Genomic DNA, 4,425 nt, shown 5'->3' on the forward strand with positions numbered 1-4,425 from the left:
ATCTGGTCGACGCGCCCACCCGGGTGCTGGGCCTGGCCGCCCGTACCGCGCTGGACGCCTCCGAACTTCCGCTGGCGCTCCGGCAGTTGCTGGGCCGGTGCACGATCCGGTCGCTGCCCGCCACGCCGGCCGGCGATGGCCGGGGCCGGCTGCCGGTGCCCGCCGAGGGGGTGCTGGAGGACACCGTGATGCGGCTGCCGGCGCCCGAGGGCGGGGTGCTCACCGTGGAGCGGCCGTATCTGCCGTTCACCCCTACGGAGTTCGCGCGCGCCCGGGCGCTGGTGGAGCTGGACGGCCGGCTCGGGCCGCGGATTCCCCGCGGGCAGGATGTGCTGACGCTGCCCGAGGGCGACGACATCACGGTGCGCCGGGTCGACACCGGGGACCTCGCCGCGGCCAGGGCGATGCACGACCGGTGCTCGGCGCGGACGCTGGGGCTGCGCTACCACGGCCCGGTCGGCGACGCGGACCGCTATCTGAACCACCTGCTCAGCCCCCGCTTCGGCCGCACGCTGGCCGCGCAGACCTCCTCCGGCCGGATCGTCGGCCTCGGGCATCTGCTGTGGGACGGCGACGAGACCGAGGTCGCACTGCTGGTCGAGGACGAGTGGCAGCGGCGGGGCGTCGGCGGTGAACTGCTCGGCCGGCTGGTCGGGATGGCGGCCGAGGCCGGGTGCGCGAGCGTGTACGCCGTGACCAAGGCGTCCAACACCGGAATGATCGCCGCGATGCGCGCCCTCGACCTCCCCCTGGACTACCAGATCGAGGAGGGCACCCTGGTCATCACGGCCCGCCTGGACGCCCCCGGGCACGCCGCTGCCTCCCCGCTCGACCCGACCGCCCACCACCTCACCGACCCGGTCCACCGGGACTGACAGCCGGACCGGCGAGGGGCCCGGCCCCCGGCGGTCGTCCACGCGGGGGCCGGCCCTCCGTCAGCGCACCGCCTCCCGCAGCGCCTGCGCCTCCCGCCGTGCGCGGGGGGCGCCCAGCGCCTGGTCCAGGTCCGCCCACAGGTCGTCCACGTCCTCCAGGCCGACGGACAGGCGGAGCAGCCGGTCGGTCACGCCCGCGCCGCGCCGGTCGTCGGCGTCCACGATGCGGTGGCTGATGGACGCGGGGTGCTGGATGAGCGTGTCGACGCTGCCCAGGCTCACCGCGGGCGTGACGAGCCGGACCCGGGAGATCACCTCGTGCGGGTCGCCGTAGACCTCGAAGGCGACCATCGCGCCGCCGAGGCGCGGGTAGCGCACCCGGGCCACCCGCGGATCCGCGGCGAGCCGGCGGGCCAGCTCGGCGGCGTTCGCCGAGGCGGCCCGCACCCGCACCGGGAGGGTGGACAGGCCGCGCAGCAGCAGATAGCCGGCCAGCGGATGCAGGACACCGCCCGTGGCGAACCGGATCCTCCGCAGCCGCCCGGCGAACTCCTCGTCGCAGGCCACCACCCCGGCCAGCACGTCCCCGTGGCCGCCGAGGTACTTGGTGGCGCTGTGCAGCACCAGCCGCGCCCCCTGCTCGGCCGGCCGCTGGAGGACGGGGGTGGCGAAGGTGTTGTCGACGAGCAGCGGAACCGGGCCGCAGGCGTGGGCGACGGCCCGCAGATCGACCTCGGCGAGGGTCGGATTGGCCGGGGACTCGACCATCACCAGCCCGGTGTCCGGGCGCAGCGCGTCGGCGATGCCGTCCGGGCCGGTCCAGGTGACCTCCGTACCGAGCAGCCCGGCGGTCAGCAGGTGGTCGCTGCACCCGTACAGCGGCCGTACCGCCACGGCGTGCCGCAGCCCGGTCGCGGCGGACGCCAGGAGCACGGCGCTGAGCGCGGCCATCCCGCTGGCGAAGGCGACCGCGGTCTCGGTGCCCTCCAGCCGGGCCAGCGCGGTCTCGAAGCGGGCGACGGTCGGGTTGCCCAGGCGGGCGTAGACCGGCGGGCCGGCCAGGTCGGCGCCGTCGGTGGCGAAGGCGTCGATGCGGGCGGCCTCGGCCCGGCTGTCGTAGGACGGGTAGGTGGTGGACAGGTCGATCGGCGGGGCGTGCAGGCCCTGCCGGGCCAGATCGTCGCGGCCTGCGTGCACGGCCTCGGTGGCCAGGGCTCTCGGTGCGGTGCGTACGCCGTCGTAGGCACCGGTGCTCGCTGTGTCCATGGGCGCAAGGGTGAACATCACCCGGTTCACCGGGGGCGATCGCCGTGCTACGTTCGGCTCATGGCCGAGTCCGTCGTACTGGATCCGGTGGACCTGCATCTGCTGCGGTTGTTGCAGAACGACGCCCGGATCACCTACCGGGACCTCGCCGCGCAGGTGGGTGTGGCCCCGTCGACCTGTCTGGACCGGGTGACCCGGCTGCGCCGCTCGGGCGTGATCCTCGGCCACCGGCTGCGGCTGGACCCGGCCAAACTGGGGCGCGGTCTCCAGGCGCTGCTGTCGGTGCAGGTACGGCCGCACCGGCGGGAACTGGTCGGACCGTTCGTGGAGCGGATCCGGGCGCTGCCGGAGGCGCGGACGGTGTTCCATCTGACCGGCCCGGACGACTATCTGGTGCATGTGGCCGTCGCGGACATGGCCGACCTCCAGCGGCTGGTGCTGGACGAGTTCACGGCACGGCGCGAGGTCGCCCGGGTGGAGACCCGGCTGATCTTCCAGCAGTGGGAGTGCGGGCCCCTGCTGCCGCCCGGCCACGCCGAGAGCTGAATCCCGACGCACCCGGGTGACGCGGGGAACCCCGGCGTACGAGGATGAGCCGCATGTCCGATACCCAGATCCCGCTGCCCCGTCAGGTCGCCGACGCCTATGTGGACGACCTCATCGCCCTCGACCCGGTCACCGGCACCTATCTCGGTGCGCGGGAGAGTTCGAGCAGGCTGCCCGACTACTCGCCCGAGGGCTGGGACGCGCAGGCGCGGCTGGCCCGGGACACGCTCGCGCGGCTGGACGAGGCGGAGCGGCGGCCCGGCGCCGACAGCGACGTGGAGCGGCGCTGCGGGCGGCTGCTGCGGGAGCGGCTGACCGCCCTGCTCGCGATGTACGAGGCCGGCGAACACCTGCGTGAGGTCGGCAACATGCACACGCCCGGCCACGCGGTCCGGGAGGTCTTCACGATCACCCCGGCGGAGACGGAGGAGGACTGGGCGGCCATCGCCGAGCGGCTGCGCGCGGTGCCCCGGGCGTTCGCCGGCTACCGTGCCTCGCTCGAACTCGGCCTGGAGCGGAAGCTGTTCGCGTCCCCGCGGCCGACCGCCACGTTCATCGGCCAGCTGGCCGAGTGGGCGGACACCGGCGAAGGGCGCGGCTGGTTCGAGGACTTCGCCGCCGCGGGTCCCGAGGCCCTGCGCACGGAGCTGGACGAGGCGGCACGGGCGGCCACCGGTGCCGTGGTGGAGCTGCGGGACTGGCTGCGCCGGGTGTACGCGCCGGCCGTCGAGGGCGCCCCGGACGTCGTCGGCCGGGAGCGGTACGCGCGCTCGGCCCGCTACTACAACGGCACCGACCTCGACCTGGACGAGGCGTACGCCTACGGCTGGGCGGAGTTCCACCGGATCCTCGGCGAGATGCGCGAGGAGGCTCACAAGATCCTGCCCGGCGCCGCGACACCGTGGGTGGCGCTCGCGCACCTGGACGAGCACGGGCGGCACATCGAGGGCGTGGACGAGGTCCGCGACTGGCTCCAGGGCCTGATGGACCGGGCGATCGCGGACCTGGACGGCACGCACTTCGAACTGGCCGAGCGGGTCCGCCGGGTGGAGTCGCGCATCGCGCCGCCCGGTGGCGCGGCGGCTCCGTACTACACGTCCCCGTCGGAGGACTTCTCCCGGCCCGGCCGCACCTGGCTGCCCACGATGGGCCTGACCCGCTTCCCGGTCTACGACCTGGTGTCGACCTGGTACCACGAGGGCGTGCCCGGCCACCACCTCCAGCTCGCGCAGTGGACGCACGTGGCGGACAGCCTCTCCCGCTACCAGGCCACGGTCGGCATGGTCAGCGCCAACGCCGAGGGCTGGGCGCTGTACGCGGAGCGGCTGATGGACGAACTGGGCTACCTCGGCGACCCGGAGGAACGCCTCGGCTACCTGGACGCGCAGATGATGCGCGCGGTGCGGGTGATCATCGACATCGGTATGCACCTGGAGCTGGAGATCCCGGCCGATTCCCCGTTCCACCCGGGCGAGCGCTGGACCCCGGAACTGGCGCAGGAGTTCTTCGGGGCGCACAGCAGCCGCCCGGCGGACTTCGTGGAGAGCGAGCTGACCCGGTATCTGACCATGCCGGGCCAGGCGATCGGCTACAAGCTGGGCGAGCGGGTCTGGCTGCTGGGCCGGGAGCGGGCGCGGGCGCGGCACGGCGCCGCGTTCGATCTGAAGGCGTGGCACATGGCGGCGCTGTCCCAGGGCTCGCTGGGCCTGGACGACCTGCTGGACGAGCTGTCCCGGCT

At 74.5% G+C, this 4,425-nt stretch carries 4 protein-coding genes; 3 read left to right on the forward strand and 1 reads right to left on the reverse strand.

The window, feature by feature from the left end; translation table 11 throughout:
* Positions 1 to 875 (forward strand): GNAT family N-acetyltransferase (locus tag H5J33_RS25035; RefSeq protein WP_258565384.1); only part of this gene is annotated, 875 nt, incomplete at its 5' end.
* Positions 876 to 935: 60 nt separating this feature from the next.
* Here H5J33_RS25035 and H5J33_RS25040 read toward each other — a convergent pair.
* Positions 936 to 2,141 (reverse strand): PLP-dependent aspartate aminotransferase family protein, encoded by a 1,206-nt coding sequence (locus H5J33_RS25040; RefSeq protein WP_181797132.1) that lies wholly within the window; start codon positions 2,139 to 2,141, stop codon positions 936 to 938.
* Positions 2,142 to 2,201: 60 nt separating this feature from the next.
* Here H5J33_RS25040 and H5J33_RS25045 point away from each other — a divergent pair, with 60 nt between their 5' ends.
* Together H5J33_RS25045 and H5J33_RS25050 are read left to right on the forward strand one after the other, a co-directional pair.
* On the forward strand, positions 2,202 to 2,687 hold the full coding sequence (locus tag H5J33_RS25045) for an Lrp/AsnC family transcriptional regulator (protein WP_181797133.1): 486 nt from the start codon (positions 2,202 to 2,204) through the stop codon (positions 2,685 to 2,687).
* A 53-nt stretch (positions 2,688 to 2,740) separates the two neighbouring features.
* The coding region (locus tag H5J33_RS25050) for a DUF885 domain-containing protein (RefSeq protein ID WP_181797134.1) at positions 2,741 to 4,425 on the forward strand (1,685 nt) is incomplete at its 3' end.

Origin of the sequence: Streptomyces sp. WELS2 (genome assembly GCF_013870595.1) — a bacterium.
In the GTDB taxonomy this organism is placed as follows: domain Bacteria; phylum Actinomycetota; class Actinomycetes; order Streptomycetales; family Streptomycetaceae; genus Streptomyces.

What these genes read in the sequence shown, in the direction of transcription:
- H5J33_RS25045 (WP_181797133.1), top strand. Translation starts at nt 2,202, where the DNA reads ATGGCCGAGTCCGTCGTACTGGATCCGGTGGACCTGCATCTGCTGCGG.
- H5J33_RS25040 (WP_181797132.1), bottom strand. Translation starts at nt 2,141, where the DNA reads ATGGACACAGCGAGCACCGGTGCCTACGACGGCGTACGCACCGCACCG.